Source organism: Gordonia sp. CPCC 205515, from assembly GCF_048537925.1.
In the GTDB taxonomy this organism is placed as follows: Bacteria; Actinomycetota; Actinomycetes; order Mycobacteriales; family Mycobacteriaceae; genus Gordonia.
On sequence record NZ_JBCLVJ010000022.1, the window covers coordinates 1 to 23,317 of the forward strand.

The 23,317-nt window shown below is 66.0% G+C and carries 24 protein-coding genes and 1 rRNA gene; 2 read left to right on the forward strand and 23 right to left on the reverse strand.

The window, feature by feature from the left end; translation table 11 throughout:
- Nucleotides 1–79: ribosomal RNA gene (locus AAFP30_RS26700) — 16S ribosomal RNA — on the reverse strand; the annotation flags it as partial.
- A 749-nt stretch (nucleotides 80–828) separates the two neighbouring features.
- On the opposite strand from AAFP30_RS26700, the gene mftM reads away from it, so the two are divergent.
- Nucleotides 829–1,647 carry a mycofactocin oligosaccharide methyltransferase MftM gene (mftM, locus tag AAFP30_RS26705; protein WP_419233088.1) on the forward strand — a complete coding sequence of 273 codons (819 nt, stop codon included), beginning with the start codon at nucleotides 829–831 and terminating at the stop codon, nucleotides 1,645–1,647.
- 63 nt (nucleotides 1,648–1,710) lie between these two features.
- Here mftM and AAFP30_RS26710 read toward each other — a convergent pair whose 3' ends face one another.
- From AAFP30_RS26710 to murA, 12 genes are all read right to left on the reverse strand, one after another.
- The gene (locus tag AAFP30_RS26710) at nucleotides 1,711–2,364 is read right to left on the reverse strand and encodes a MadR family response regulator transcription factor (protein WP_419233089.1); all 654 of its coding nucleotides are present in this window, start codon (nucleotides 2,362–2,364) and stop codon (nucleotides 1,711–1,713) included.
- A 1-nt stretch (nucleotide 2,365) separates the two neighbouring features.
- Nucleotides 2,366–3,787, reverse strand: a complete 1,422-nt coding sequence (locus tag AAFP30_RS26715) for a MadS family sensor histidine kinase (RefSeq protein ID WP_419233159.1) — start codon at nucleotides 3,785–3,787, stop codon at nucleotides 2,366–2,368.
- 17 nt (nucleotides 3,788–3,804) lie between these two features.
- A complete protein-coding gene (locus AAFP30_RS26720) occupies nucleotides 3,805–4,989 on the reverse strand; it encodes an iron-containing alcohol dehydrogenase (protein WP_419233090.1) in 1,185 nt (394 codons plus the stop codon).
- A gap of 71 nt (nucleotides 4,990–5,060) precedes the next feature.
- Nucleotides 5,061–6,584 carry a VWA domain-containing protein gene (locus AAFP30_RS26725; RefSeq protein WP_419233091.1) on the reverse strand — a complete coding sequence of 508 codons (1,524 nt, stop codon included), beginning with the start codon at nucleotides 6,582–6,584 and terminating at the stop codon, nucleotides 5,061–5,063.
- A gap of 10 nt (nucleotides 6,585–6,594) precedes the next feature.
- Nucleotides 6,595–7,851 carry an AAA family ATPase gene (locus AAFP30_RS26730; RefSeq protein WP_419233092.1) on the reverse strand — a complete coding sequence of 419 codons (1,257 nt, stop codon included), beginning with the start codon at nucleotides 7,849–7,851 and terminating at the stop codon, nucleotides 6,595–6,597.
- A gap of 224 nt (nucleotides 7,852–8,075) precedes the next feature.
- Nucleotides 8,076–9,368, reverse strand: coding sequence for an NDMA-dependent methanol dehydrogenase (gene mdo / locus AAFP30_RS26735; RefSeq protein WP_419233093.1), 1,293 nt, complete (start codon nucleotides 9,366–9,368; stop codon nucleotides 8,076–8,078).
- A 174-nt stretch (nucleotides 9,369–9,542) separates the two neighbouring features.
- Nucleotides 9,543–10,322 (reverse strand): energy-coupling factor ABC transporter ATP-binding protein, encoded by a 780-nt coding sequence (locus AAFP30_RS26740; RefSeq protein WP_419233094.1) that lies wholly within the window; start codon nucleotides 10,320–10,322, stop codon nucleotides 9,543–9,545.
- Nucleotides 10,319–11,095 (reverse strand): cobalt ECF transporter T component CbiQ, encoded by a 777-nt coding sequence (cbiQ, locus tag AAFP30_RS26745; RefSeq protein WP_419233095.1) that lies wholly within the window; start codon nucleotides 11,093–11,095, stop codon nucleotides 10,319–10,321. Before cbiQ ends, AAFP30_RS26740 begins: the two co-directional genes overlap by 4 nt.
- 3 nt (nucleotides 11,096–11,098) lie before the next feature.
- Nucleotides 11,099–11,494 carry a PDGLE domain-containing protein gene (locus tag AAFP30_RS26750; protein WP_419233096.1) on the reverse strand — a complete coding sequence of 132 codons (396 nt, stop codon included), beginning with the start codon at nucleotides 11,492–11,494 and terminating at the stop codon, nucleotides 11,099–11,101.
- Nucleotides 11,491–12,210 (reverse strand): energy-coupling factor ABC transporter permease, encoded by a 720-nt coding sequence (locus AAFP30_RS26755; protein ID WP_419233160.1) that lies wholly within the window; start codon nucleotides 12,208–12,210, stop codon nucleotides 11,491–11,493. The genes AAFP30_RS26750 and AAFP30_RS26755 overlap by 4 nt, the downstream gene beginning before the upstream one ends.
- A gap of 99 nt (nucleotides 12,211–12,309) precedes the next feature.
- Nucleotides 12,310–12,642 (reverse strand): ArsR/SmtB family transcription factor, encoded by a 333-nt coding sequence (locus AAFP30_RS26760; protein ID WP_419233097.1) that lies wholly within the window; start codon nucleotides 12,640–12,642, stop codon nucleotides 12,310–12,312.
- 2 nt (nucleotides 12,643–12,644) lie between these two features.
- Nucleotides 12,645–13,901 carry a UDP-N-acetylglucosamine 1-carboxyvinyltransferase gene (gene murA, locus AAFP30_RS26765; RefSeq protein ID WP_419233098.1) on the reverse strand — a complete coding sequence of 419 codons (1,257 nt, stop codon included), beginning with the start codon at nucleotides 13,899–13,901 and terminating at the stop codon, nucleotides 12,645–12,647.
- Between the two features lie 56 nt (nucleotides 13,902–13,957).
- Here murA and AAFP30_RS26770 point away from each other — a divergent pair, with 56 nt between their 5' ends.
- Entirely contained in the window at nucleotides 13,958–14,572 is a 615-nt protein-coding gene (locus AAFP30_RS26770; protein WP_419233099.1) for a cob(I)yrinic acid a,c-diamide adenosyltransferase, read from the forward strand.
- Nucleotides 14,573–14,585: 13 nt separating this feature from the next.
- Here the strand turns inward: AAFP30_RS26770 and AAFP30_RS26775 are convergent, their stop codons facing one another.
- The 10 genes from AAFP30_RS26775 to AAFP30_RS26820 all read right to left on the reverse strand — a co-directional run bounded on the left by AAFP30_RS26775 (nucleotide 14,586) and on the right by AAFP30_RS26820 (nucleotide 23,228).
- The gene (locus AAFP30_RS26775; RefSeq protein WP_419233100.1) at nucleotides 14,586–15,029 is read right to left on the reverse strand and encodes a DUF2550 domain-containing protein; all 444 of its coding nucleotides are present in this window, start codon (nucleotides 15,027–15,029) and stop codon (nucleotides 14,586–14,588) included.
- A gap of 192 nt (nucleotides 15,030–15,221) precedes the next feature.
- A complete protein-coding gene (locus AAFP30_RS26780) occupies nucleotides 15,222–15,602 on the reverse strand; it encodes a F0F1 ATP synthase subunit epsilon (RefSeq protein WP_419233101.1) in 381 nt (126 codons plus the stop codon).
- A gap of 10 nt (nucleotides 15,603–15,612) precedes the next feature.
- Complete coding sequence (atpD, locus tag AAFP30_RS26785; protein WP_419233102.1) at nucleotides 15,613–17,064, reverse strand: F0F1 ATP synthase subunit beta; 1,452 nt, start codon at nucleotides 17,062–17,064, stop codon at nucleotides 15,613–15,615.
- Nucleotides 17,065–17,100: 36 nt separating this feature from the next.
- A complete protein-coding gene (locus AAFP30_RS26790; protein WP_419233103.1) occupies nucleotides 17,101–18,033 on the reverse strand; it encodes a F0F1 ATP synthase subunit gamma in 933 nt (310 codons plus the stop codon).
- A 45-nt stretch (nucleotides 18,034–18,078) separates the two neighbouring features.
- Complete coding sequence (gene atpA, locus AAFP30_RS26795) at nucleotides 18,079–19,707, reverse strand: F0F1 ATP synthase subunit alpha (protein WP_419233104.1); 1,629 nt, start codon at nucleotides 19,705–19,707, stop codon at nucleotides 18,079–18,081.
- Nucleotides 19,708–19,770: 63 nt separating this feature from the next.
- Nucleotides 19,771–21,123 (reverse strand): F0F1 ATP synthase subunit B/delta, encoded by a 1,353-nt coding sequence (locus AAFP30_RS26800; protein ID WP_419233105.1) that lies wholly within the window; start codon nucleotides 21,121–21,123, stop codon nucleotides 19,771–19,773.
- Between the two features lie 22 nt (nucleotides 21,124–21,145).
- Nucleotides 21,146–21,610 (reverse strand): F0F1 ATP synthase subunit B, encoded by a 465-nt coding sequence (locus tag AAFP30_RS26805; protein ID WP_419233106.1) that lies wholly within the window; start codon nucleotides 21,608–21,610, stop codon nucleotides 21,146–21,148.
- Between the two features lie 46 nt (nucleotides 21,611–21,656).
- On the reverse strand, nucleotides 21,657–21,917 hold the full coding sequence (locus AAFP30_RS26810; protein WP_187589202.1) for a F0F1 ATP synthase subunit C: 261 nt from the start codon (nucleotides 21,915–21,917) through the stop codon (nucleotides 21,657–21,659).
- A gap of 112 nt (nucleotides 21,918–22,029) precedes the next feature.
- Nucleotides 22,030–22,815 (reverse strand): F0F1 ATP synthase subunit A, encoded by a 786-nt coding sequence (atpB, locus tag AAFP30_RS26815; protein WP_419233107.1) that lies wholly within the window; start codon nucleotides 22,813–22,815, stop codon nucleotides 22,030–22,032.
- Complete coding sequence (locus tag AAFP30_RS26820) at nucleotides 22,812–23,228, reverse strand: hypothetical protein (RefSeq protein WP_419233108.1); 417 nt, start codon at nucleotides 23,226–23,228, stop codon at nucleotides 22,812–22,814. The genes atpB and AAFP30_RS26820 overlap by 4 nt, the downstream gene beginning before the upstream one ends.
- Nucleotides 23,229–23,317: the final 89 nt, after the last annotated feature.

Consider the following 23,317-nt stretch of genomic DNA (forward strand, 5'->3'; position numbering starts at 1 on the left):
GCGGGCCTTTCCGTTCGACTTGCATGTGTTAAGCACGCCGCCAGCGTTCGTCCTGAGCCAGGATCAAACTCTCCATGAAAAAACACTGAAAACAGCCGGCAACAGCCAGCATTTTCAACACAATCTCAGCCAGAGAGACAAAAACCTGACCAAACAAAAACTAGCAACACCCACCCCACAAAGGGCAGATGCCACAAAAACAAAAATCATCCATATCCACAAAACATGGACACACGATGCCAAAACTAATGGCATCAGACAATATGTCACACACTATCGAGTTCTCAACGAACACACACCCACCGATACGTCCCCACAAAGAGGCGTTCACCAGCAGACTTTACGTTCTGATTGGAATAGTTGGCCGTCCCCGGCGCAACTCTTCCAGCCTACCAGGCCCTGTTCGCGGTTCGCAACTTCACGTTTCGAACCACTCCGTAGAGCCAACACCCACAACTACTCTGTCCCGGCGCACGAAGCTACCCGGTCGATCCATCAGGGGCGGTCAACGTCAACCCGGTTTCCCTTCCCCACATTCCCGCAGATCAAGCTCGATGCGGTGCGTCCGGGGCGGCGCCGTGGCGCGCTGACTCGAAGAAAACTACGCACACCGCCACACGAACGCAAATCGCCAGGTCAGCGTCAGACCCTCGCGCAGAACTCCCAGGTCACCGGGCTTTCGGCGCCCACCGAAAGCCGGAAAAGCGTCGGAATGGGACGGTCGTACCCAACTGTGATCTGCGCCATGTCCTATCCCATCCGTTTGGACAGCCCATCCGATCTGATCGATCAGTTACGGCCACCGTCCCTGCGTCCTACCGTCAGAGGGTGAGCACGATCGAGTCAGCGCGACCGCCGCGCCAGATAGTGGTCCGTCGATCGTCGTCGGCCGGCTGTCCACCGCCGGAGCGCGCCGTCACCTGGTCGCGAGAGGACGACGTCCTCGAGATCTCCCACACGCTGGATACGTCGTCTATCAGCGATTCGACGATGATCGACGCCATCACTCCCCTGGTGCTCTCCGGGGTCTTGGCCGGTCAGAACGCATTCGAGACAGCCGCTGTACAGGTCATCGCCTCGTCTGGCGATACCGCCGAGCAGGGCTGGGCGGCGTTCTACGACAACTCCGTCGGCGAACTGCGCGCCGGCGGATCGCCCTTCAGTCCAATTCATCGACGGGCGCGTTCCCTGGTCCGGGGCACCATCCTGGAGGTGGGATGCTGCTTCGGTTTCCTCGCTCTGCAGTTCACCGAGGACGGGCATCCGGTCAGCGCCTGCGACATCACACCGGGCGCGATCGAACATCTGACCAGGCATGCGCTGCGTCGCGGTACTCCGGTGAACGCCGTCGTCGGCGATGCCACCGACCTGCCGTTTCTCGACAACTCGGTGGACACGGTGACCCTCATTCACCTACTGGAGCACTTGGAGGAGGATGCCGCGATCCAGGCGATCGGCGAAGCCCTCCGGGTCGCGCGTGAACTGGTGGTCGTAGCGGTTCCGTTCGAGGACCAGCCCAGTGAGCACTACGGGCATCTGCTCCGCTTGACCGAGTCCGACCTGCACCGATGGGCGAGCCGGGTCGAGCACGACGGCGCGGAGGTCTTCACCGATCACGGCGGATGGCTGGTGCTCACGCCTGCATGACAGGTAATCGCGATACGTCCGGGCTCGCGAGCTCGCTCGGACTACTCGATCGACATCGGGGGTCTAGATCAACCCGCGCTTGCTCGCGATGTACACCGCGTCGGTGCGTTTCGAGACACCGAGCTTGCGGATGATGTTGCGGATGTGGAACTTCACGGTGGACTCGGAGATGTAGAGCGTCTGTCCGATTCGCTTGTTGGACATGCCATCTGCGAGTAGACGCAGCACCTCACGCTCGCGGTCGGTCAATGCCTCCGGTCCGTCGCTGTCACCCGAGACCGTACGGAGCACGATGGCCGCACTGCGTGGATCGAAGGCGCTGCCGCCGCCGGACACCGACTGGATGGCCCGGACGAGCTCGGTGGTGTCGACGTCCTTGACCACGTACCCACGGGCCCCGGCCTTCACGGCACGAACGACGAGGTCATCGTCGAGAAAGGTGGTGAGCACCAGCGAGGAGACACTCGGGTGGCGGGCGGCGATCTCACTGATCAGCCGGAGTCCCTCGTACTCGGTGCCTGCGGTGAGTTTCAGGTCGACGACCACCACGTCGGGTCGGCAGCGCATGACCTCGGCGAGCGCAGCGTCGTATGAATCCGCTTCGCCCACAACAGAAATTGTCGATTCTCTGTCGAGCAGCGAGCGGATGCCCTCCCGCAGTAGAGCATGGTCGTCGACCAGCATGGTCCGTACCGCCGTGGTGTCCGGAGCGCTCATGTCACTGGTCCCCCTTCTTGCTCGCGGCAACCAGTCGGTTCGTGGTCGCATCGCCATCGACCGGGATCTCCACGGCGATACGCACACCGCCGAGCCGCGATCGTCGTATCCGTAGCGTCCCGCCGAGTTCCTCGGTACGGGTGTTCATGTTCGCCAGCCCGCGGTGCCGACCGGCGAGATCACCGAGCATCGCCGCCCGCATGACCCGTCGCATGTGGGCGGGATCGCCGGATCCGTTGTCGTCGACCGAGAGCGAGACCTCGTCGTCGCCGTAGGCCAGGGTGATGCGGGCCGACGACGCCTCGGCGTGCACCGCGGCATTGAACAGCGCCTCGCCCGCGATCCGCAGCACCGCGTGCTGCACGTCGTCGGGCAGGTCGCGCGGTCGGCCGACGATGCGCACCTCGGTCGCGAGGTCGGCAGGCATGTGCATGGAACACAGTCCGTCGAGCACCTCGCCGAGGGAGAGTTCGCTGACCGACGGCGACTGATTCAGTGCATAGATCACCGACCGGAGCTGTTCGACGGCATCGCGGGTGAGGCGGCCGGCGACCTCGAGCCGTTCGGCGGTGGCCGGATCGGATTCCATCCGGCACACCTCGATCTGCATGCCGGCCGACAGCACCGACTGGGTGACCGAGTCGTGGAGTTCGCGGGCGATCCGTTCCCGTTCGTCGGTGACCAGCCGCTGACGCATGGCCGCCGACAATTCGCGCTGAGTCTGTTCGAGTTCCACGTTGCGGGCGGCCAGGTCGGTGGCCTGGTCGGAGGCCTTCGCGTAGGCGTCCTCCGCGCGCGCGAGCTGGACCCGACTCTCCTCGAGGAGCGCTGCGTTCAGCAGGGCCACCGCGGCCTGCCGCGCCAGGATGCGCATCACCACGAGATCGGCGGAGTCGACCTTCTTGTGCTCCGGCGTCCAGGCCGACACCCCGCCCACGACTCGTCCGTCGAGGTGCAGCGGAACGTACAGGTGGTGATCGTCGACGACCGGACGGACGAGCCGACTCATCTGGTTGCGCAAAATGTCGTTGAGCCGGTTGAGAACCTGGTCGGGCAGATGGCTGGGCGTACGTGCCCGCTGTGCCCCCTCGAACGCGTAGATGGTGCCGTCGCGGTCCATCATGAGATGCCGTGGTCCGGTGCGCTCCAGTTCGCCGTCGCACAACGCGAAGACGACCCATTCGGCGTCGAGATGTTCCTGTACTGCCCGCACCACCGACAGCACCAGGGTCTCGGGACCCTCCGCGGTCTGCACGAGCGCCCGAGAGATCCGGTCCAAGGCGTCGACGACACGGGTCAGTCGTTGTTCGACGCCCCGATACTGGGCGTAGTGCGAGCCCTTGACCGAATGCAGCCCCAGCAACGAGTCCAGTTGCCCCGAGTCGTCGGCGAGTTCGACGGATGGAGCCGGATTCGGGTTCATCTCGGCGTGGCTCATGGTCACAGGGCCTCACGGTAGATGCGCGCCACGTCGGCGGCGGTCGGCTGCCGCGGATTGGTCGTCATGCACGCGTCGGCCAGCGCGTGGGCGGTGAGCGTATCCAGGTCGTCGGTCCGAACTCCCAGCGGCGCAAGCGAACCCGGGAGACCCACCCGCCGCGACAGGTCAGCGACGTGGTCGGCGAACCGGTCGGCGGTGGCCCGACCGGAACCGGCGTCGGCGACTCCGACGGCGGTCGCGAGTTCGACGTAGGGGCGCGGGTCCAGTTCGGCATTGAAGCGGATGACGTGTGGCAGCAAGACCGCGTTGATCGCACCGTGCGGGGCGTCGACCAGACCTCCCACCGGGTGGCTCATCGCGTGTGTCGCACCGAGAATCGCGTTGGTGAAGGCCATCCCGGCCTCCAGCGCGGCGTGTGCCATGTCGAGCCCGGCGTCGGCGTCGCCGGGATTGTCGACGAGCCGTTCGATGCTGCGCCAGGCGGTGCCGATCGCCGACAGCGCAGCACGATCGGTGAGCCGGCTGTGCGCCACCGATGCGTACGCCTCGATGCAGTGGGTGATCGCGTCCATGCCGGATTGCGCGACGACCTCGGGGGTCTGGGTCGCCAGTAGCCGCGGATCGATCACCGACACGTTGGGCACCAGACCGCGGCCGATGATGGTGACCTTGGTCTGCCGATCGATGTCGTTGATGATGCAGAACTGGGAAACGTCGGACCCGCTGCCGGCCGTGGTGGGTGCCGCGATCAGCGGGGGCAACGGACGGCGAGCGCGGTCGATGCCCTCGTACTCGAGGATGTGCCCACCGTTGGCGGCCAGGATCGCCACCCCCTTGGCGGCGTCGATGACCGAGCCGCCGCCGAGCGCCACGATGCCGTCGCAGCGGGACATCTCGTAGTGCTCGAGCCCCGCGGCGACCTCCGGGGCGCGCGGGTTGGCCGACACCCCGGTGAACGAGTAGACGTGCAGATCGGCCGCGCGGAGCCGATCGGCGAGTTCACCGAACCACGGGGTGGCCATGATGCGGCGATCGGAGACGATCAGCAGTCGGTCGACGCCCAATCCCGCTGCCGCCCGCGGCACCTCGGCGAGCGATCCGGAACCGATGATGACCTCGGGCGTGTGGAACTTCGCGATCCGCACCCCGGTGCGGGCGCTCGTGCCCACCGCATCCGTCCGCACGTCACCTCACCTGCCTTCCACGCCCTGCCCCGGGCGGGTTTCTGCCGCGATCCTACGCGGAAACGTCTCCGTCACGCGGTGATCGAATCGACCGAGACCTGCTCGAGTGCGCTGAGGTCATGCACGACATGCACCCGGTCGCACAGCGTCGCGTAGGCCGGCAGATCGCACGAGCCCAAACCCCACGAATAACGGGGTTCGGGGGTGATCCAGATGGTCTCCCGGGCGCGCCGGGTGATCTCCTCGAACGCGGCGAGGTTGGGGTCGCGGCCGTTGTTGCGACCGTCGCCCAGGATGATGACGGTGGTCCGCCGATTGACCGCCCCGCCGAACTCCTCCAGGAACGTACCGAGCGCGTTGCCGTAGTCCGAGTCGGCGTCGGTGTCGAGCACGCCCCCGGCCGGTAGCCCCGACACCACCAGCGAGAGCGCCTCTTCCGGCTGATGCTCGGCGAACAGGTCGGTGATCTCGACGAGATCGGATACGAAGGCGAACGACCGGACGTGGGCGACCATGCTCTGCAGACCGTGCACGAGTTGCAGGGTGAACCGCGCCGCCGGGCGCACCGACAGCGAGACATCGGTGAGCAGCAGCAGACTCGGACGGTCGGTGACCTTGGCAACGGTGATGGGCCGGAACGGAACTCCGTCGTAGCGCAGGTTGGCCCGCATGGTCCGCGCGGCGTCGACCGTGCCGCGCGCTGCGAGCTTGCGGCGGGCGCGGGGAGCGCCGTGCAGGCTGCGGATCAGTCGTCGGATCGAGTCCTCCAGGCTGGCCCGCTCGTGCTCGTGGATCACGTCGCGCACCGACGCCTTGATCTCCCGGCCCTCGAGTTCGTGGTCGGTGGCCATCAGCTGCTCGAGATGATCGCGCAGCTTCTCCGGCAGTCCGTCGAGCAGGCCGGCCAACGCGCTGCGCAACGCCGCGAGTTCATCGGCGTCGGGCTGCGGCCCGGTGCCCTCGGCGTCATCGAGCCAATCGAGCAGCATCATCTCCTGCGCCACCGATAGTTCGGCGTCGAGCTGGGTCGCATTGGCGCTCACCAGATCTCCGGGACGACCCGGGTTGTGCAGCCGCGACACGGTCAGCTGGACGCGGGCGGCGGCCTCCGAGTTCGGCACCTCGTCCGCACTGAGCACGATCTCGTCGGTCAGCGACGCCATGTCGAGCTTGTTGGCCTCCTGGTGCAGGTTGTATTGCTCGGCGAGATCCTCCGGGTCGAAGTACTGCCGGATGTTCGACGGCGGGCCGTGGCTATGGCCTTGCTGCGGCGTCTCGCTGACCTCGTCGGACAGCGTGTACTCGTCGAGTTCACCCATGTCCGAAAGGTCGTCGTGGGTGTGTGAATGTCCGTGTCCATCTTCGGTTTCCACCACCGCACGCAACCCGAAGAACTTGTCGAAGACCTCGTTGAAGGTGTCCTCGTCGCGCCGGTCCTTGATCAGACACACCTCGAGTGCCGAACGCAGCAGGTCACGGTCGCCGAGGATCTCGGCGGTCGCCGCGGCCCGCATCGCATCCATCGCCTCGGAGACGCCGATGCGGATTCCGTGTAAGCGCAGTAGCCGGACGAACCGGTGCACAGCCCCTTCCATGCCGACCCGCTCAGAACGGACGCTTTTTGGCGCCGCGACCGCCGCGATTGAACGATCGGCTGCCCTGGGTGGCGCTCACCGACCGGGTACCCGCGTCGCTCTTGGCCCCCGGCGAGCCGTAGTACTCGTCGGCATGTCGGCCGGGCTCGTCCTTGGCGGCCCGCTTGGCCTTCCCCGAGTGGTCGTGATCGTGGTCATGATCGTGATCGTGATCGTCGTGGGTGTGGCTGTGCGGCCCGTGCGAGTGCGAGTGCCCGTGGTCATGTCCGTGGGAATGAAGGTGTTGCGGGACTTCGGCATTCGGGTCGACCAGGCGCGGGATGGCATCGATGGCGCGGGTGAGGTCACGATCGTACTTGACGACGACATTCGCGGTCTGCGACAGGATCTCGGCGTCGAGGTCGGCTGCGCCGAGCACCGCGAGGGTGCGTGCCCAGTCGATGGCTTCGGAAATCGACGGCGCCTTGCGCAGATCGAGTTCCCGCAGTCCGCGAACGATCTCGACGAGCTTGGCTGCCAGCGTCTCCGACAGTCCGGTGTTCTTCGACTTGATGATCTCGAGTTCGCGGGCCGCGTCCGGGTAATCCAGGGACAGGTGCAGGCAGCGGCGTTTGAGCGCGGCCGACAGGTCGCGGGTGTTGTTGGAGGTCAACACGATCATCGGCTGGTGGGTGGCGACGAACGTGCCGATCTCGGGCACCGAGACCTGATATTCGGCCAGCAGCTCGAGCAGCACCGCCTCGAGCGCCTCGTCGGCGCGGTCGACCTCGTCGACGAGCAGCACCACCGGGCGCTCGGATCGCACGGCTTCCAGCAGCGGCCGCGGCGCGAGGAAGCGTTCGGAGAAGAAGACGCTCTCCTCGTTGCCGATGCGGTCAACGGCCTCGGACAGGGTCGCAGCGTCGGCGACGACCTGACTGATCTTCTCCCGCAACACCTGCGTGTAGAGCAGCTGCTTGCCGTAGTCCCATTCATAGAGTGCGGTGGTCTCGTCTTGTCCTTCGTAGCACTGCAGCCGCAACAGTTCTCGACCGGTGACCTCCGCGAGGGTTTTGGCCAGCTGGGTCTTACCGACGCCGGCGGGACCCTCGAGCAGGATCGGTTTACCGAGTCGACTCTGCAGGAACACGGTGGTCGCGAGCCGCTGGTCGGCCAGATAGCCTGCGTCAGCGAACTTGTCGATGACGTCGGCGACGTCGTCGAATTGCGGTTCGTCGTTCGGTGCGGTCTCGGTCATGTCGTCATCATCGACGAGGTGCACGGACATTTCGAGGTCTCCGGTTCGTTGCGGTGCTGATTCATATCGTCTACTGGTGATCTCGATGCGGTGCCTCGCAAGCTCGGCTCCTTACTCGATCAGCGGGAAAGGATGCGGTGCCTCGCAAGCTCGGCTCCTTACTCGATCAGCGGAGGAAGCGGGTGAAGCGGATGGCGGACCCGATTGGGGGCAGTGGGTCCGCCATCCGCCGTCTCGCGTAGCAACTTTCGTTGCTACGAGATCAGCTCGTCCAGGTCGCCGTTCACGCAGTGTTCGACGACGGGGCGGACGGTTTCGAAGGTGCACTCCTTGGGGTTGCCGGGGGTGCACGCGTCGCCCAGGACGTGGTTGGTGAGCGCGTCGATGGTCGCCGCGTCGGTGGTGATCTCCTTGCGGTTCTCGTAGAACTTGGTCGGTCCCTCGCCGAGGCGGTTCTTCGGGTAGGTGTCCTGCTTGACGTCCGCGAAGCGCTCGACGATGCCCACGTCACGCAGCAGCCGGATGGCGGCTTCGAGCGCGGCGTCGGCGGCCTGCACCTTGGTCATGCCGTGGGTGTCGACACCCATCGCCTGCGCCATGTCGGCGAAGCGCTCGTACATCGTGGGCATGTTGAACGCCCACACGCGCGGCAGGGCGATCGCGTTGTTCAGGCCGTGGTGGGTGTCGAAGAACGCCGACACCGCGTGGCTGATCGAGTGGATGATGCCTAGGCCGCCCGAGTTGAATGCCTGTGCCGCAATGTATTGCGCGTACATCATGCCCTCGCGACCCTTCAGGTCGGTCGGGTTCCAGGTGGCTTCACGCAGGTTCTCGGCGGTCATCTTCACCGCGTAGAGGGCGTTACCCATCGACGGCGGGAAGTTCAGGCGCGAGACGTAGGGCTCGGAGGCGTGCGCGAGGACGTCGAAGCCGCACTGCGCGGTGTAGGCGACCGGGCAATCGTAGTAGAGGACCGGGTCGTCGATCGCCAGGGTGGTCACCGCGGCGTCATCGAACGCGACGTACTTGTGCGGCTTGTCGGGGTCGGTGGTGGTGTCGGTGATGACGTAGGCCCAGGAGGTCTCCGACCCGGTGCCTGCGGTGGTGGACACCGCGATGTGCGGCGGATTCTTGGGGTTCTCGCTCTTGTTGAAGCCCTCGAACTCGTTGACGTTGCGGCCGTCGTGGGCGACCGAGATGCGGGCACCCTTGCAGGCGTCGTGCGCCGAGCCGCCACCGATGGAGATGAACGAGTCGCACTGTTCGGACTGGTACAACGAGACGGCGTCCATCACGTTGTAGTCCTTGGGATTGGACTCGACCTGATCGAACAGCACGACCTCGAGGCCGTGGTACTTGCAGGACTCCACGATCTTGTGGACGGTGTCGCTGCCGCGCAGACCGGTGGTCATCACCAGGGTCTTCTTGAACCCGAGCTTGAGCGCCTCCGGGCCGATCATCTCATGTGCGCCGGGCCCCATCATCGCCCGCGGGAACGGGTGAAACTCCTTGATGGGGAACGGCTTCAGTAGCTCGTCAACCTGCATGATGACTGTCCTCCTGTGCGCGGCTGCGCACCTCTACGTCGGTGGTGGGCAGTTCGGACGTTACGCGCGTCACACTCGGCGGCAACAGATCTCGGGAGGCTAACCGTCCGTTGGTGGCCCAACATCTAGCCGGAGGATAGGTTGACACCTGTCCGATCGGACAGGTTCCCCGGTCTAATGGCCGGATCGGCGAGCCATCGCGGCGACGTCGAAACCCCAGGGCAACTCGAGGCGGTGCCGGGCCAGGGTGTCGGCGTCGGCGAGGACGTCGAGGATGGGCCCGTCGGCCACCACCCGTCCGGCGTCGATGATCACCGCGCGGTCGCACAGTTGCGCCGCATAGGGCAGATCGTGCGTCACGACGAGCATGGTCGTCCGCAGTCCGAGCAAGGTCTCGGCGAGTTCCCGCCGGGCCACCGGATCGAGGTTGGCCGACGGCTCGTCGAGCACGAGAACGTCGGGGCGACAAGCCAATACGCTGGCCAAGGCACCTCGTCGGCGCTGACCGCCGGACAGGTGATGCGGACTGCGCTGAGCCTGATCGGACATGCCGACGGTCGACAACGCGTCGTCGACCCGTTGCACCAGCTCATCTCCGGTGACGCCGAAGTTGGCCGGCCCGAAGGCGACGTCCTCGGCCAGGGTGGGCATGAAGAGTTGGTCGTCGGGGTCCTGGAACACCAGGCCGACCTGGCGTCGAATGTCGCGCAGAGAGCGTTTGTCCACGGGCCTGCCGTGGATGCGGACCTCCCCCGACGTGGGCAGCAGCACCCCGTTGAGGTGCAGCATGAGCGTTGTCTTGCCGGCCCCGTTCGGCCCGAGCAGGGCCACCCGCTCCCCCGGATGCACGGTCAGGTCGACCCCGTCGAGCGCCACGTGCCCGTCCGGATAGGTATAGCGCACGTCGGCGACCTCGACAGCCGGGACCGCAGGGTGGACCGAGTCGTTGGTCATCGTGTTCCCCAGGCAATGATCGCGACGGTGACCGCCAGCATCGCCGGCGTTGCGACGGTCACCCATTGGGCGGTCGTCGCGCGGGCCGCGGTCGCCACTCCCGGCATCTCCGGGATCGCACCGGTGAATCCGCGCGAGGCCATCGCCAGGTGTACCCGCTCCCCGCGTTCGTAGGACCGGAGGAAGAGTGCGCCGACACCCTTGGCGATCGCCCCCGCCTGATGCATCATGCGCGGGGAGTCACCGCGGGCGAGTCGGGCGATGTGCATACGACGGATCTCCGCGGACAGGAGATCCGTGTAGCGCAGCATCATCACGATGATCGGGGTCACCGTTGCCGGGACGCCAAGCCGGGTCAGGGCGAGTGGCAGCTCGCGCGCCGGAGTGGTCGCGGCGAAGGTCAGCGAGGCCGCAACGCCCAGGGTGCCCTTGATGATGATGCCCCAGGCCGCGTAGAGCCCACTCACCGAGAGCGACAGGCCCGCAACCTCCACCCGCGCACCACCTTCGGCAAACGGCAGCAAGACCGCGAGCACCACGAACGGCGCCTCGATCAGCATCCGCGGCAGAATCCACCGCAGGGGCAGGTCACCGAGGCGCCAGACCCCCAGAAGAATGACTGCGTAGAGCGCGTACGGCCAGAACATCTCCCGGGGTGTGGCGACGACCGCGAAGACGAACACCACCAGGCAGACCAGCTTCACCTCGGCCGGCGCGCGGTGCACCACCGAATCACCGATCCGGTACAGCGGGTGAGCGTGTCCGGCTCCCATCGCTCAGTGACCGGCGTCGGACGCTGAGCGGTCACCGGGGTCGCGTCGTCGCGACGCGATCAACCAGAACAGGCCACCGGCCACCGCCAGGGTGACCAGCACCCCGATGACGCCGGCGATTCCGTTGGTGTAGCCGACGCCACGTATCGAGTAGTCGGCCAGCGGCGAGGAGGCCATCGCATGATCGGTGGCGTGCTGGGCGATGCAGTCGCCCTGCAGCTCCTCGGTCCCGTTGACCATGACCTGCTCGCAGCCGCGCAGAGTGGCCGAATCCAGCCCGTCCGGCGAGGAACTGGCCGCGTACGACACGATGCCGGCGATGAGCAGGGCGGCGACGCCGAAGAGGATGAAGAAGGTCTTGCGCGAGATTCGGCCCGATCCGGTGGTCGCGGTGCTCATGCGAAGGCTCCGTTCGATGCCGACTGGGTGGCCTGTGCACGTTGGGTTCGCAGCAGATAGACGAGGTCGGGCCGGTTGCGGGCGACGGCCATCACGGTGATCGCGGTGATCACGCCCTCGCCGATGCCGATGAGCGCGTGGGTCCCCCACATATAGGCAGCCACTGTGCCCAGTGATTCGGTCGCCGCCCCACCGATGGCGTACTCGATGACGAAGCCGGTGGATGCCGCGACGGTGCCGCAGAGCGCGGCCAGGAAGCCAACGACGCCGAGCCTGCGGACCGAACTCGAGTCGCGCACGATCAGGCGGTAACCGAGAACGGCGACGAGGTAGCCGACGAAGGTGGAGATCAGCGCCATGTTGGTGATGTTGGCGCCGAGGGCGGTGACCCCGCCGTCAGCGAACAGCAGCGACTGCACCACGAGGACGATCGCGATACACAGCGCTCCGGTGTACGGCCCCACCAGGATCGCAGCCAACGCACCGCCGAGCAGATGCCCGCTGACGCCGGGCAGGATCGGGAAGTTGATCATCTGCACGGCAAAGATGAAGGCGGCGACCAGGCCCGCCATCGGGACGGTCTTCTCGTCGAGGTCGGTCCGCGCCCGCCACACACAGAACGCCAGTCCGGCGAAGGCGACCAGACCGAAGATCAGCGAGGTCGGCGCATTGATGATGCCGTCGCTCATATGCATCGCGACCGGAGTGGTCGTCATCGTGGTGGGCATGCCGCAACGTTAGGACTGTCACACTCATCTGTCCACATATTCAGATGGTTGAGTAGTCAGACTGTCCGTAAGGTCAGGTCGACGGCACTACTCCTGGTGACCGGCGCCTATCCAATGCAGGAGATCGTGCACGGTGTCGTCGTCGAGTCGGTAGCTCACCGACCGGCCGACCCGGGTGGAGGTGACCCACCCCTGGTGCCTGAGAACCCGAAGAGCTTGGGACACAGCGGTTTCCGTGCGACCTACGGCCACCGCTAGATCGCCGACGATGATACCTGGATTGCGGTGCAGCACCGTGAGGATCTCGAGTCGATGCGGATCGGACAGCAGGTCGAAGCGCATCGCCCATTCGGCGATGTCGATGTCGCCGGCCGGCGCGTGGGCGTGGGTGCCGTGGCCGTGGGTGTGCTGGTCGGCCATGATCAGTCACTCACCCGCTCGATGCCGCCGCCGAGACTGCGCAGGTTCTCCACGAACCGCGGATAGCCGCGGTCGATGTGCTCGACGTCGTGCACCTCGGTGACGCCGTCGGCGACGAGCCCGGCGAGCACCAGGCCGGCGCCGGCGCGGATGTCCGAACACCACACGGGCGCACTGGAGAGCCGATCGATGCCACGGATGACCGCGTGATGGCCGTCGGTCCGTGCGTCGGCGCCGAGGCGAACCATCTCCTCGACGAACCGGAAGCGGGCCTCGAAGACGTTCTCGGTGATCACCGACATCCCCTCGGCGATCGCCGCCATGCCGATGGCCATCGGCTGCAGGTCGGTGGGAAAACCGGGGAACGGCAGCGTGGACACGTTCACCGCGACCGGACGGCTCTCCTGCCGCACGCGGAAGCCGTCGTCGAACTGCTCGACGTCGGCACCGGTGTCGCGCAGCTTGTTGAGCACCAGCTGCAGGTGCTCGGGACGCACCCCGCGGACCCGGACGTCGCCGCGGGTCATCGCCGCAGCGATGCCCCAGGTGGCGCCGACGATGCGGTCGCCGACGACCCGGTGGGTGGTCGGATGTAGCCGGTCGACGCCGGTGACGGTCAGGGTCGAGGTGCCGGCGCCGTCGATCTGTGCCCCCATCTGCATCAGCATCTCGCAGAGGTCGACGATCTCGGGCTCCCGGGCCGCGTTGTCGATCGTCGTGACCCCCTCGGCCAGCACGGCGGCCATCAGGATGTTCTCGGTGGCACCGACCGACGGGAACTCGAGTGCCACTGGGGCACCGATCAGCGCGTCGGCCTCGGCGACCACACAGCCGTGTTCGATGGCGCTGCGGGCACCGAGTGCCCGCAGTCCTGCCTGATGCATGTCCAGCGGCCGCGAGCCGATCGCGTCGCCGCCGGGCAGGGCGACCACGGCCCGCAGGCATCGGGCCATCAGCGGCCCGAGCACGCAGACCGAGGCGCGGAACTGCTTGACCGCGTCGAAGTCGGCATGGAACTTGGGTTCGGCGGGCGCCTCGATCACCACGGTGTCCTCGTCGATGGTGACCACCGCGCCGAGTCCGCGCAGCACGTCGGCCATCAGCGGGACGTCGGCGATCTCCGGCGAATTCGTCAGCGTGGTGGTGCCCTCGGCGAGCAGGGCCGCCGCCATCAGCTTCAGGACGCTGTTCTTGGCGCCGCCCACCGACACCTCGCCGACCAGTCGGGCTCCGCCGGACACCAGAAAGCGATCACTCACGCTGCCACTTTAGGGCATGCGCGAGGTTTCCCCGCCCGGCGATTAGATTCGACCCCATGGCTGTGCACCTGACTCGGATCTACACCCGCACCGGCGACGACGGAACCACCGGACTGAGCGATTTTTCCCGCGTTACCAAGACGGATCCGCGGGTGGTGGCCTACGCCGACTGTGACGAAGCCAACGCCGCGATCGGCATGGCACTCGCCCTCGCCGACGTCCCGGACGACATCGCCGCCGTGCTCGGCACGGTCCAGAACGACCTGTTCGACGCCGGCGCCGACCTCGCCACCCCAGTGGTCGAGGACCCGAAATATCCCCCGCTGCGCATCGAACAGGGCTACATCGACGCGCTGGAGGCGTGGTGCGACGAGTTCGGTGAACCGCTCCCCACCCTGGACTCGTTCATCCTCCCCGGCGGCAGTCCACTCAGCGCGCATCTGCATCACGCGCGGACGGTCACCCGACGGGCGGAGCGGTCGGCGTGGGCGGCGGTGCAGGCACACCCCGACGACACGTCGGTGCTACCGGCGAAGTACCTCAACCGACTCTCGGACCTGTTGTTCATCCTGTCGCGGGTGGCCAATCGCGGTGCCGACGGTCCGGGCGGTGACGTCAAATGGGTACCCGGCGGCGGTCGTACCCGTCCCGAAACCCGCAAGACTCACTGAATCTGGTTGATGCTCAAGCGCTTCGACGACGCTGCGACCGGTCGGACTGCCGCGATTCCAGCCAGGACTGGAATGCGGTGACCGCGCCCGGTGCCATCGCCAGCTCGTAGGCGCGTCCCGCCTCGTCGGCGCCCGGGGCCAGTTCCAGCACGATCATGCCCTCGAGGATGTCGCCCTCGGTACCGAACGGACGGCGACGCCGGACGATCTCGATGGATGATCGGGACAGGGTCCGGGTGGGTCCGCGCCGCAGTGAGGTCAATCGGAAGTACCGCAACGCGTCCTCGCTGTAGTGGACGGTGCCGTGGCGCCACCCCTGGTCGTCGGCGGCCGGGAGGCCGCGCAGCAGTACCGGCGTTCCCATCCGGCGCAGCTGACTGAGCCGATAGGCCAACAGGACGCACACGATCAGTGCGACGACCAGCAGGGCGCCTAGCGATACTGCGACCAGTGACACCTCGGGTACCTCCCGGGAAGCGGCCGTGCGGGGCTGTGGTCGATGCGTCGGGCTGTACGCGATCGAGAGTCGACATGACTCGGGGGGTGCGCGGTCGGTTCCTGGTTCCAGGATGCCAGACCGGGATGACCGAGCAGAACGGTAGGTCACCGCGGAGTGCGGTGATCGGCCGTTGAGGGCCGTGCGGGGAAGCTACTTCGTCGCGTGCTCGACCGCGGACAGCCGCGACTGCGCGCGGTTGTAATCGTCGCTGCCCGGTTCGGCGGCCTCGAGTGCCGCCTTCTCGGCGGCGGCGTCGATACCGTCGGACCACTGGGCGGACTCGGCGAGGACCGTGACGGCCTCGCCGGTGACCGACAGGAATCCGCCCTGGACGGCCGCGGAGAGACGGTTGCCGCTCTCCTCGACGATCACCACGAAACCACCCGGCACCAACTGGCCGAGCAACGGCTCGTGGTGCGCGAGGATGCCGAGTTCGCCCGAGGTCGTGTGGGCGATCACGAAGGTGGCCTCACCCGAGTAGAGCTCTTCGTCGGCCGCGACGATCTCGACGTGGAAGGACTTGTCAGCCATCGCGATTCGCCTACTTTCCGGCGATCTTGGCGGCGGCGGCCTCCACGTCGTCGAGTCCACCGCAGCTGTTGAACGCCTGCTCGGGCAGGTGATCGAACTCGCCCTTGCACACGCGGTCGAAGGCCTCGATGGTGTCGTTGAGCGGCACGACCGAACCCGGCTGGCCGGTGAACTTCTCGGCGACGAGGAAGTTCTGACCCAGGAACTTCTGGATACGACGGGCGCGCTGGACGGTGACCTTGTCCTCTTCGGAGAGCTCGTCCATACCGAGGATGGCGATGATGTCCTGCAGCTCCTTGTACTTCTGCAGGATGCGCTTGACCTCGTTGGCGACGCGGAAGTGCTCGTCACCGACGATCGAGGCCTCCAGGATGCGCGAGGTCGACGTCAGCGGGTCCACAGCGGGGTAGATACCCAGCTGCGAGATCGGACGCGAGAGCTCGGTGGTCGCATCGAGGTGGGCGAAGGTGGTCGCCGGCGCCGGGTCGGTGTAGTCGTCGGCGGGCACGTAGATGGCCTGCAGCGACGTGATCGAACGACCCTTGGTCGAGGTGATCCGCTCCTGCAGCTCGCCCATCTCGTCGGCCAGGGTCGGCTGGTAACCCACCGCGGACGGCATACGGCCGAGCAGGGTGGAGACCTCCGAACCGGCCTGGGTGAACCGGAAGATGTTGTCGATGAACAGCAGCACGTCCTGGTGCTTCACATCGCGGAAGTACTCCGCCATGGTCAGCGCGGACAGGGCCACGCGCATACGCGTGCCCGGCGGCTCGTCCATCTGACCGAACACCAGCGCGGTGTCCTGGAGAACGCCCATCTCCTCCATTTCGAGGTGGAGGTCGGTGCCCTCACGGGTGCGCTCACCGACGCCGGCGAACACCGACGTACCGGAGAACTCACGCGCGATACGGGTGATCATCTCCTGGATGAGCACGGTCTTGCCGACGCCGGCACCGCCGAACAGGCCGATCTTGCCGCCCTTCACGTACGGGGTCAGCAGGTCGATGACCTTGATGCCGGTCTCGAGGATCTCGGTCTTGCCCTCGAGTTCGTCGAAGGCCGGCGGCTTGCGGTGGATGCTCCACTGCTCGCCGTCACGGCCGAGGCCGGGGGTGTCGAGGCAGTCGCCGAGGGCGTTGAACACGTGACCCTTGACCACGTCGCCGACCGGCACGCGGATGGAGTACCCGGTGTCGGAGACGGTGGCGCCGCGGACCAGGCCGTCGGTGGGCTGCATGGAGATCGTGCGCACCAGGTTGTCACCGAGGTGCTGCGCGACCTCGAGGGTCAGCGTCTTGGCCACCACGTCGAGGGTGACCTCGGCGTGCAGGGCGTTGAACAGGTCTGGGATCGAGCCGCGCGGGAACTCGACGTCGACGACGGGGCCGATGATGCGCACAACGCGCCCCTCGGCCGAACCCGCCGAGCCCTTCTCGTCGTGCTTGGTGATCGCTGCGGTCATTGTGGTTGGGTCACTTCCTCTTTGGGATCGATGAGTCTAGTTGGCCAGCGCGCTCGAGCCGCCGACGATCTCGCTGATTTCCTGGGTGATCTGTGCCTGGCGAAGCTTGTTGGCCTCGCGGGACAGGTTCGTCGCCAGTTCCTCGGCGTTGTCGGTAGCGGCTTTCATCGCGGTGCGCCGTGCCGCCGACTCCGAGGCCGACGAATCAAGCAGAGCCGAATACACCCGTGTCGCAAGATATTTCGGCAACAGCGCTTCGAGCAGCGTTTCCGCGCTGGGCTCGAACGAGTAATTGCGCGAGGCCTTGTGGATCTCGGCCTCTTCCGGATCGTCGGCTTCGGTCACCACGAGCGGCGCGATCCGACGCACCTCGGGCACCTGGGTCAGCATGCTGACGAACTTCGTGTACACGAGGTGCAGTTCGTCGATGCCTTCGAGGGTGCCCGATTCGTCGGGTCGCTCGACCTCTTCGCCGGAGCCCGCCTCGAACAACTTGACCAGGAAGTTGGTCGCCTCGGCGGCATCCGAGTACTCCGGGGCCTGCGAGAAACCGATCCACGAGTCGGCGAACGCGGTACTGCGGAAGTTGAAGTACCCGACTCCCTTGGACCCCATCACGAACAGGACGGGTTCCTTGCCCTCTTCCTTGACCAGCGAGATGAGCTCACGCGTGGCCCGCAGGACGTTCGAGTTGTAACCGCCGCACATACCGCGGTCACTGGTGACCACGAGGATGCCGGCGCGCTTCGGGTTCTCCCGCTCGTTGAGCAGCGGATGATCGAGCGAACCGGAGTTGCTCGCCAGCTCGGAGAGCACCTCGGTCATCTCGTGCGCATACGGCTTGGCCGCGGCCACCCGCGCCTGCGCGCGGGTGATGCGCGAAGTCGCGATCATCTCCTGCGCTTTGGTGATCTTCTTGGTGGAGTTGACCGACCGGATGCGTGAACGCAGTTCACGAATACTGGCCATGAGCTCTCACCCCTTCCTTACGACGTCGACGGTGGCAGGAGGAAATCACTTGCGAACCGTGATCTCTTCGTGCGCAACGTCCTCGGCGTCCATGGCCGCGGTATCGGCCTCATTGACCACGCGCTTGCCGTCGTGGGTCAGGTAGCTGTTCTTGAACTTGTTGACCTCGGCGACGAGGGCTTCGGCCTCATCGTCGGCGAGCACCTTGCCACCCTCGATCGAGTCGTAGACGCCCTTGGCCTCGTGGTGCAGGTGGCTCAGCAGCTGGGTCTCGAAGTTACGCACGTCCTCGACCGGCACCGAGTCGTAGTGACCCTCACCGCAGAGGTAGATCGAGACGATCTCGTCCTCGACGGAGTACGGGCTGTACTGGTTCTGCTTGAGCATCTCGACCCAGCGGGCACCGCGCTCGAGCTGCGCCTTCGACGCATCGTCGAGGTCGGAGGCGAACGCCGAGAACGCTTCGAGCTCACGGAACTGTGCGAGCTCCAGACGCAGCGAACCGGACACCTTCTTGAGGCCCTTGGTCTGTGCGGCACCACCCACGCGCGACACCGAGGTACCGACGTTGATGGCCGGACGGACACCCTTGTTGAAGAGGTCCGACTCGAGGAACACCTGGCCGTCGGTGATGGAGATGACGTTGGTCGGGATGAACGCCGAGACGTCGTTGGCCTGGGTCTCGATGATCGGCAGACCGGTCATCGAGCCGCCGCCCATCTCGTCGGACAGCTTCGCGCAACGCTCCAGCAGACGGGAGTGCAAGTAGAAGACGTCACCGGGGTAGGCCTCGCGGCCCGGCGGACGACGCAGCAGCAGCGAGATGGCACGGTAGGCCTCGGCCTGCTTGGTCAGGTCGTCGAACACGATCAGGACGTGCTTGCCCTGGTACATCCAGTGCTGGCCGATGGCCGAGCCGGTGTAGGGGGCGAGCCACTTGAAGCCGGCCGAGTCGGACGCGGGAGCGGCGACGATGGTGGTGTACTCCATCGCGCCGGCCTCTTCGAGGGCGGTCTTGACGCCGGCGATGGTCGAGCCCTTCTGCCCGATCGCGACGTAGATGCAGCGCACCTGCTTGTCCGGATCGCCGCTGTCCCAGTTGGCCTTCTGGTTCAGGATGGCGTCGATGCAGACGGCGGTCTTGCCGGTCTTGCGGTCGCCGATGACGAGCTGACGCTGGCCGCGGCCGATGGCGGTCATGGCGTCGATGGCCTTGATGCCGGTGGCCAGGGACTCCTCGACCGGCTGACGCTCGAGCACCGAAGCAGCCTGCAGTTCGAGGACACGCAGCTCTTCGGACTCGATGTCGCCGAGGCCGTCGATCGGGGCACCCAGCGGGTCGACGACGCGACCGAGGAACTTGTCGCCGACCGGCACCGACAGCACCTCACCGGTGCGGGCGACTTCCTGGCCTTCTTCGAGTTCCTCGTAGTCACCGAGGATGACGGCGCCGATCTCGTCTTCGTCGAGGTTCAGGGCCACGCCGAGCACGCCGCCGGAGAACTTCAGCAGTTCGTTGGCCATCGCGCCGGGCAGACCGCTGACGTGCGCGATACCGTCCGACGTGTCGGTGACGATGCCCACCTCGTCACGGGAGGCATCGGCTTCGAACGACGAGACATACTGCTCGATCGCTCCCTTGATTTCGTCTGGTGAGATCGTCAACTCCGCCATGGGTTTTCGTCTTTCTTGCTCGTCTACGAGTGGTTTCGGGTGGTTCGGGGTGGGTGGTGCGCGTCAGCGCGGCAGGCTCGCTGACGCCTTCGCCAGTCGGGTGGCGACATCGGCTTCGATGATCTCGTCCCCGACGGCGACGCGCAGGCCGCCGACGAGTTCCGGATCGATCTCGGTCTGCACCGACATCGTGCGGCCGTAGATGGTGCCGAGAACCGACGCGAGGCGCGCAGCCTGCGCATCGGACAACTCGGCGGCCGAGACCACATGGGCCACCGACTCTCCACGTCGGGCGGCAGCCAGTTCGGCCAGCTGATCGACGGCGACATCGGCCGGCTGCCCGTGCAGCAGTGCGACACTGTGCGAGAGCAGGTACCAGGCGTGCTCGCCGACGTTGTCACCAACGATCTGCTTCAGCAGCTCGGTCCGCTTGGCTGCCGGATGCGTGTGGTCGGCCAGCAGTGACGCAAGCCGCGGATTCTGCTCCAGCAGTCGGGCCACCGCGAACAGATCGTCCTCGGTTTGCTCGATGGTGTTGTCGCGCTCGGCCGCGGTGAGCACGATCAGCGCGTTCTGGCGCCGCAGCGCGGTCACGAAGTCGGCGGTGGTCGACCACCGCTGCTTGACCGCAGACACGAGCACCTCGACGACGATCGGTGAGACCTTGTTGCCGAACAGGTTTCGGACAACCATCTCTTTGCCTGCGGCGTTGTCGTCGTCCTCGGTGAGCTTCTTGCGCAGCACCGGGTTCGCGTTGAGCACATGAAGCACCTCGGTGAGTTCATGACTCGCCGTGGTGAGTGCGGTGCTGTCGCTATCGGTGTTCGCGTCGTCGAAGTCCTTGGCCACCGCGCGAGCGGCGTCGCGGCTCGTCGCCCGCATGGAATGCAGTCCGATGAGGTCGGCGCGATGGGCGACCACATCCGCGGCCGGGCCACCGGCAGCCATGGCCTCGAGTTCGTCGATGGCCTTGTCGATGCTCGCCGACTGGGCCGACGGATCGGACAGGTGCGCGCGGACCAACCGGTCGGCCTCGCCGATGGCGTCGGTGCCGAGTTCGGTCCGTAGCTGCCGAACGAGGTTGGCGCGCACCAGTTCGGTCTGCGCCTTGCCGTGTTCGGCAATGCGCTTGCGCTCGGAATCGGCCTGCACGCGCAGATCCGACTGGATGCTCTCGGCATCCTCGAGTGCACCCGCGTGCAGTTCCGCGGACTCGGTCTTGGCCTTCTCCACCGCCCGCTCGTGTGCAGCCTTGGCGTCGACGACCTTGGCCGCGGCGTCGTCGCTGTCGACGACCTGCTGGTTGATCGTGTCCTGCTGGTTGGCCACCATCCTCTTCAGCGGGGGCAGTGCCCACTTCCAGAGGATGAAGAGAACGACGGCAAAGCCGACCAGCTGTGCAAGAAAAATGTCCACTGTGTTAGTTCACCGTCTCCGTCTACTCGGCCTTACCGGCCGAGACTTTCGTTCCGAGCACCCGTCCGGCCAACGTCTCCGCGAGGCGGCCGACGTCCTGACGTGCGGTTGTCGAGGCGTTGTCGGCCTCAACCTTGAGCTCGGCCGTGGTGTCGGCGAGAGCGGCGTCCGACTCTTCGGTCGCGCGCCGCTTCGCCTCGGCCAGTTCCTCGTTACCCTTGGCCCGCGCCTCGTCCCGGATACCGGTGGCATCTCCGCGCGCTTCCTTCATCGCGGCCCGGTAGTCGGTCTCGGCGTCCTCATAGCTCGCCGCAGCAGCCTTGTTGTCCTCAAGGGTCTTCGCGACTCGCGCATCACGTTCGTCGAGCACCTTGACAATCGGTGGCACGACCATCGTGCGGATGACGAGGAAGACGATCACGAAGATCAACAGACACACGAAGAATGTGGCGTTGGGGATGAGGAAGTTCTCTGCGGCGAGATTCATGATTCGGGTGTTCCCTTGGTCCGTGGTCCTTGCTCAGCAGTCCGGATCAGGAGGTCTGGCCGGAGATCGGGGTGGCGAAGACGAACAGCGCCATGAAGGCCAGGTTGATGAAGTACGCGGCCTCGACCAGGCCGACGGTGATGAAGAACGGGGTGAACAGGCGTCCCTGGGCCTCCGGCTGACGTGCGATGCCGGCGATCAACTGGGCACCGGCGAGACCGTCACCGATACCGGCACCGATTGCGCCGCCACCCATGATGAGGCCGCCACCGATCAACGCGCCCAGACCAATCAGATTGGGATCCATTGAGAACTTTCCTTTCGGGTGATACTGGCAATCGGATTGCCAGGTCTTCAGGTCCCGGCCGGCGCGGTGCCGACCAGGGTCGAGCCGGGTCAGTACGGGTCGTTAGTGGTCATCAGTGATGGTCATCGTCCATCTCCATCGACTGACTGAAGTAGAGGATGGTCAGCAGGGCGAAGATGAACGCCTGGATCAGACCGACGAAGAGGTCGAACGACTTCCACAGGGCGTTGGGTGCCCAGAGGATGTAGGCGGGGAACAGCGCGATGACCGCGAGCATCGTTCCACCGGCGAACATGTTGCCAAAGAGTCGGAGGGAGAGCGAGACCGGCTTGGCGATCTCCTCGATCACGTTGATCGGCGCCAGGCCGATGGCGTGGCCCTTGATGAGGCGCCACGGGTGACCGAGGATGCCTCGGCGCTTCACACCGGCCGCGTGGTACCAGACGAAGACGAAGAGCGCGAGCGCGTAGACGAAGTTGACGTCGCTCGACGGCGTCTTGATGATCTCGCTGGTGATGACATCGCCGTGTTCGCTGGTCGTACCGTACTGGGTCGGAAGAGTGCCGATCCAGTTGGCGATCAGAATGTAGGTGAACAGCGTAACCGCGAGCGGGAGAACGAATCCGGCGATCTTCATGCCGATACCGGCCTCGATCTGCTGGCGCATCTGAACGGTGATCGCCTCCCAGTACAGCTGCACTGTATTGGGTTTCTTGGACGTGAGCTTCCAGCGCAGCAGGAAGGCCAGCAGGATCACGATGACCGCGGCGATCGACGCCGCCATGATCGTGTCGGTGTTGACGGTGAACCCGAACCAGTTGGCCGTGGTGTGATGGCCGACCTCGATCGACGTCTCGGCGAGATTCATCGTGTCCGCGCCGTCGGTGAATACGGTCATAGCTGCTTACGAAGTCCTTTCATCACCGGAATCACCGTGTTCAACACCAGGACAACCTGGCCGAGGGCGAGTCCGAACATCGCGCCCAGCCCGTCGGGCCGGACCAGGAAGGCCGCCGCCAGGGCGAGAACCGTGATGGTCCCGAGGCGGTAGGCAGAGTTGATGGCGAGCAGTTTCTTGCGTGGGTTGTCCGCGTTGGCGACGTTTTCCACCGAGCGGATGACCAGTTTGGCGTTGACGAAGACCAGCACCACACCGGCGAGGAAGAACACCGCGAACCACGGATGACCGAGCGCGATGGCGATTGCCCCGACGATCACGGTGAGGACGCCGGCCATGATCCCTGGGCGCCGGAGCCCGGTGGGAGCGACCGGATAGTAAACGGGAGCGGACTCAGGGGCAGATGCCGTCATGTGCCTCTCCTCAATTCATCGCTGGCCGGGATTGTCCTTCTCCCGGCACAGTGCAGCGGGCGTGCGATCGGCGACGATGTCACCGAGCG